This is a genomic window from Actibacterium sp. (assembly GCF_041584535.1).
GTDB lineage: Bacteria > Pseudomonadota > Alphaproteobacteria > Rhodobacterales > Rhodobacteraceae > Actibacterium_D.
This window is the reverse complement of the sequence record NZ_JBFHDW010000198.1, coordinates 1-4,994: the sequence shown is the minus strand read 5'-3', so window position 1 is coordinate 4,994 and position 4,994 is coordinate 1. Positions and strand designations below refer to the sequence as shown.

Sequence of the window (4,994 nt, the reverse complement as noted above, 5' to 3'; positions counted from 1 at the left end):
GCGATGGCCGCGTCCCCGGTCGTGCCTGTCGTGCTTAGCGCCGCACCCAGACGCTTGTCGCCCTCCAACAGCGCCACCATCACGTATTCCGCGTTCGGCCCGGCGGTGGTGCCGCGGCCGCGGCTCATCAACGGCGCATCCATCAGCCAGCGGGGAAGGCCGTCAATCCCGGCCGAGATCGTATGCACCAGCCGCAGCTTGCCGGGCCATCCCGGCGGTGCGGTTTCCGGCGCGTCTTTCCATGCGTCTTTGGGCATCGTGTACAGGATATCGGTTTCCGGCGGGATCTGCCAAAGCGGCTGATCGGCGGGCGGGGTGATAACGCGGGCGATGCCGGGCAGGGCGGCCAGTTGCGCGGACTGGGCCGGGTTCACCTGATTGGTCAGGATCAGGCCTGTCTTCGCCATGCGTCCTTACCCTTTGCGGCCGATCTTGGGTTCGGTCCCGTCTTTCAGGCGCTGCAGGTTCGGCCAGTGCTTGGCATAGATCAGCACGGTCAGCGCCAGCGCCAGCAACAGGAATTGCCCGGTGCCGAAAATCTTCATCCACAACGGCAGGCTGGCAACCGCGATCAGCGCCGACAGCGACGAATAGCGGCTGATGACTGCGACGATCAGCCATGTCGCGCAGGCGGCCAGCCCCAGAGGCCAGTAAAGCGCCAGCATGGTGCCCAGAAACGTCGCCACGCCCTTGCCGCCGCGAAAGCCCAGATAGACCGGGAACAAGTGGCCGATAAACGCGGCCAGCCCGGCGACCTGCGCCGCATCCTCGCCCACCGCGTAGCGCGCGATCAGCACCGCGATGCCGCCTTTGCCCGCATCCAGAACCAGCGTCAGAAAGGCGGCCAGCTTGTTGCCGGTGCGCAGAACATTGGTCGCGCCGATATTGCCCGACCCGATGGCCCGCAAATCGCCCAGCCCGAAAACCCGCGCCATGACCATGCCGAAGGGCACTGCGCCCAGCAGATAGGCCAGCACGGCGACAACACCCAGAATCACGGGGTCGGTTACGATCAGGGGCATGTTAAATCTCTCCGAAAACCCGGGCGCCAGCAACGAAAGTGGCCAGAACCTTACCCTGCATCCGAGAGCCGTCATAGGGGGTATTCTTGGATTTTGAACGAAGTTCAGCGCGATCCATCACAAACGGCGCATCCGGGTCGAACAGCACCAGATCGGCAGGGGCACCGGCGCTGAGCCGACCGGTGCTCAGGCCCAGCCGCCGCGACGGGTTCAGCGACAGCGCGCGGAACAGCGTCGGCAGATCCAGATCGCCCGAGTGATACAGCCGCATTGCCGCAGGCAGCAGGGTTTCCAGCCCGACCGCGCCGCTGGCGGCCTCTTCAAACGGCAGGCGTTTGCTTTCCTCGTCCTGCGGCGTGTGCATCGAGCAGATCACGTCGATCAGCCCGCTGGCCACTGCCTGAACCAAGGCCAGCCGGTCGTCCTCGGACCGCAGCGGCGGGGTCAGCTTGAAGAAGGTGCGATAGTCGCCGACATCGAATTCGTTCAGCGTCAGGTGATGGATCGACACGCCGGCGGTGACGTCCAGACCATTGGCCTTGGCGCGTTCCAGCGCCGGCAGGGCGCGGGCGGTGGTGATCTGGTCGGCGTGGTATTTCGCGCCGGTCATTTCGACCAGCGCCATATCGCGGTCCAGCCCCATGCGCTCGGCCATCGGCGAAACAGCGGGCAAGCCGCGCAGGCTGGCGAATTTGCCGCTGGTCACCGAGGCGCCTTTGGACAGCCCCGGTTCCTGCGGGTGGGCGATGATCAGCGCGCCAAGGCTGCGGGCATAGGTCATCGCGCGCGACAGAACCTTGCTGTTCTGGGTGACGTTGCTGACGTCCGAGAACGCCACCGCCCCGGCATCCAGCATAAAGCCGATCTCGACCATCTCGCGGCCCTCGCGGCCCTTGGTCAGGGCGGCCATCGGGCGGATGCGCACCGGGCTGGCCTCGCGGGCGCGGCGGGTGACGAATTCCAGAACCTCGGGCGTGTCGATCGCGGGCGCGGTGTCGGGGCGGGTGACCATGGTGGTCACGCCCCCGGCAGCGGCGGCCAGCCCGGCGGATTTGAAGCTTTCCTTGTGGCGCTCGCCCGGTTCGCAGATCTTGACGCCGATATCGACGATCCCGGGGGCCAGACATTTGCCGCGCCCGTCGATCACGGTGTCAGCGGCAGGCGCATTGCCTGAGCCGGTCTCGGCAATCGTGTCGCCGTCGATCATCAGCCAGCCAAGGGCATCTGTTCCGGCCTCGGGGTCGATCAGGCGGATATTCGTCAGAAGCGTGCGCATGGCGCCTCCATTTCGTGTCGCTGGGTCATGGCTGTCCCCGGTATTTGGGATGCGCCGCGATCCGGGCCTTCACCGCGGCCTTGTCGGCCAGATATTTGATCAGATGCTTGTCGCCGCCACGGGTGATGATCTGCACGGCGCTGCCAAGGCTGCGGATTTCCTTGATGTCGGTCAGATGCGCCACGCGGCCCTGCGGCCCCAAAAGGCGCTGGCCGGTCAGGTCCCATGGCGCATGCAGGTCGTCCGAGGCCAGATAGAACCCGCGCACCGCGATTGCCGCGACCGCAGCCGGGGCGCCGACCCACCAAACCTCGCCCATGTAATACAGAGCCAGCATCGCCCCGATCGCGCCCAGGGCCGCCATGATCAGGTGATCGCGGATATAGGTCGCGCGGTCGGCGCGGAAGACTTCGATCACCGTTTCGCCGTCCAGCAGAGGGGCGTGGGCGTTCAGCTCATACATAGATGCCATCCGTTTCCGTAGCGGCGCGCAGGTTGCGGGCCAGCAGGTCCATCGCGGCCATGCGCACGGCGACGCCCATTTCGACCTGTTCCTGAATGACGGAACGGTTGATGTCGTCAGCAATGGTGCCGTCGATCTCGACCCCGCGGTTCATCGGGCCGGGGTGCATGACAATGGCGTCAGGCTTGGCATGGGCCAGCTTTTCGGCGTCCAGACCATAGCGGTGATAATATTCGCGCTCCGAGGGGATAAAGCCGCCATCCATGCGCTCGCGCTGAAGGCGCAGCATCATCACCACATCGACATCCTTCAGACCCTCGGCCATGTCGTCATAGACCTCGACCCCGAACTGGTCGATCTGCGACGGCATCAGGGTCGGCGGGCCGATCAGGCGAATGCGGTTCTCCATCTTGCCCAGCAGCAGGATGTTCGAGCGCGCAACCCGGCTGTGGGCGATATCGCCGCAGATCGCGATGTTCAGACGGTGCAGGCGGCCCTTGGCGCGGCGAATGGTCAGCGCATCCAACAGCGCCTGAGTCGGGTGCTCGTGCCGCCCGTCGCCCGCGTTCAGCACTGCGCAATTCACCTTTTCCGCCAGCAGGTTCACCGCGCCCGAATGCGGGTGGCGCACCACCAGAAGGTCGGGATGCATGGCGTTCAGCGTCAGCGCGGTGTCGATCAGGGTCTCGCCCTTTTTGATCGAACTGGCCTGCATCGACATGTTCATCACATCGGCGCCCAGACGTTTTCCGGCCAGTTCGAAACTGGCTTGGGTGCGGGTCGAATTTTCGAAGAACATGTTGATCTGGGTCAGACCCTTTAGCGCGTCGCCATGTTTCACAGCGCGGCGGTTCAGATCGACATAGGTATCGGCAAGGTCAAGGACGGTCCGGATTTCCTCGGGGTGGAGAGGTTCGATACCGAGCAGATGTTTCTGGTGGAAGGTCATGGTGCCCTCGTCATGGTCCGGTTGCTTATAGAAAGCCCACGGCGGCGCGGCAAGGCGCGATGCGTGATCCGAGTGCGGCGCGTGCCGCGTCATCGCTTTTGTCTCGGCGGCGGGGCCGCCTCGGGTTTTGCCTCCGGCGGGGATATTTGACCGAAGAAGAAGCCGGGGCATTCTTTACCTTTGCGGCTGGCAGGCCTAGCGTCGGGACATGGAATCGCAGATGGATTTTCACACGGCGAAGGCGCTGCTGGAATGGCAGATCGAGCTTGGCGCGACCGAGGCGATTTGCGATGCGCCGATTGACCGCTATCAGGCGCCGGCACCGAAACCGGCCCGCGTGGCGGTTGCGCCGGTGGCACCGGCTCGCGTCGCGCCGGTTTCGGTTGATCCGGTTGCGGTGGCACGGGCGGCGGCGGCCGGGGCGACCAGCCTTGAGGCGCTGCGCGACGCGATCGAAGGGTTCGATCTGTGTGATCTGAAAAAAGGCGCGCGCAGTCTGGTGTTCGCCGACGGCCGCCCGGAAGCGCGGGTCATGGTGATCGGTGAAGCGCCGGGCGCGGACGAGGATCGGCTGGGCCGGCCCTTTGTCGGGCGGGCCGGTCAATTGCTGGACAAGATGCTGGCGGCAATTGATCTGGGCCGCGATCAGGCTGATGCCCGGCAGGCGGTCTATATCACCAATGTGCTGCCGTGGCGGCCGCCGCAGAACCGCGATCCGCTGCCGGAAGAGGTGGCGATGATGCTGCCGTTCGTGGAAAAGCATATCGAACTGGTCGCGCCCGAGGTTCTGGTTTTGATGGGCAATCATTCCTGTCAGGCCTTGCTGGGGCGGCGCGGCATTACCCGCTTGCGCGGACATTGGATCGAGGCGCTGGGCCGTCCGGCCTTGCCGATGTTCCACCCGGCCTATTTGCTGCGGAACCCGCAGGCCAAGCGCGAGGCGTGGCACGATCTTTTGATGCTGCAACACAAGTTGAGACAGGGCTGACATGGGACGAATTGACGAAAGCCGGGAATTTGTGCCGGTGCGCATTGCGGTGCTGACCGTTTCTGACACGCGGACGCTGGCGGAGGATGTGTCGGGCGACACTTTGGTCGCGCGGATCGAGGCGGCGGGGCACCATCTGGTGACGCGGGCCATTCTGACGGATGACCGCCCGCAACTGACCGAGCAACTTGCAACACTCAAAGCCGAGATCACGTCCCTTCGCAACACACGCGGGGCGCTCCTCGATGAGTACGACGCCCGATGGCGGCGGCTGGAGGACCGTACCGCCCGCCTGG

At 65.1% G+C, this 4,994-nt stretch carries 6 protein-coding genes and 1 pseudogene; 2 read left to right on the top strand and 5 right to left on the bottom strand.

Translation table 11 applies throughout. The features are described 5' to 3' along the window. The 5 genes from ABYW26_RS10310 to ABYW26_RS10290 all read right to left on the bottom strand — a co-directional run. The coding region (locus tag ABYW26_RS10310; protein WP_372604755.1) for a hypothetical protein at positions 1-407 on the bottom strand (407 nt) is incomplete at its 3' end. 6 nt (positions 408-413) lie between these two features. Then, positions 414-1,022: a glycerol-3-phosphate 1-O-acyltransferase PlsY gene (gene plsY, locus ABYW26_RS10305; protein WP_372604754.1), complete on the bottom strand. Its 609-nt coding sequence runs from the start codon at positions 1,020-1,022 to the stop codon at positions 414-416. A 1-nt stretch (position 1,023) separates the two neighbouring features. After that, positions 1,024-2,298: a dihydroorotase gene (gene pyrC / locus ABYW26_RS10300; RefSeq protein ID WP_372604753.1), complete on the bottom strand. Its 1,275-nt coding sequence runs from the start codon at positions 2,296-2,298 to the stop codon at positions 1,024-1,026. A 25-nt stretch (positions 2,299-2,323) separates the two neighbouring features. Beyond that, a complete protein-coding gene (locus tag ABYW26_RS10295; protein ID WP_372604752.1) occupies positions 2,324-2,761 on the bottom strand; it encodes a hypothetical protein in 438 nt (145 codons plus the stop codon). Then, positions 2,754-3,710, bottom strand: a complete 957-nt coding sequence (locus ABYW26_RS10290) for an aspartate carbamoyltransferase catalytic subunit (protein ID WP_372604756.1) — start codon at positions 3,708-3,710, stop codon at positions 2,754-2,756. The genes ABYW26_RS10295 and ABYW26_RS10290 overlap by 8 nt, the downstream gene beginning before the upstream one ends. Before the next feature lie 208 nt (positions 3,711-3,918). On the opposite strand from ABYW26_RS10290, the gene ABYW26_RS10285 reads away from it, so the two are divergent. Next, a complete protein-coding gene (locus ABYW26_RS10285) occupies positions 3,919-4,698 on the top strand; it encodes a uracil-DNA glycosylase family protein (protein ID WP_372604751.1) in 780 nt (259 codons plus the stop codon). A gap of 1 nt (position 4,699) precedes the next feature. Further along, positions 4,700-4,994, top strand: a pseudogene (locus tag ABYW26_RS10280) (hypothetical protein); the annotation flags it as partial.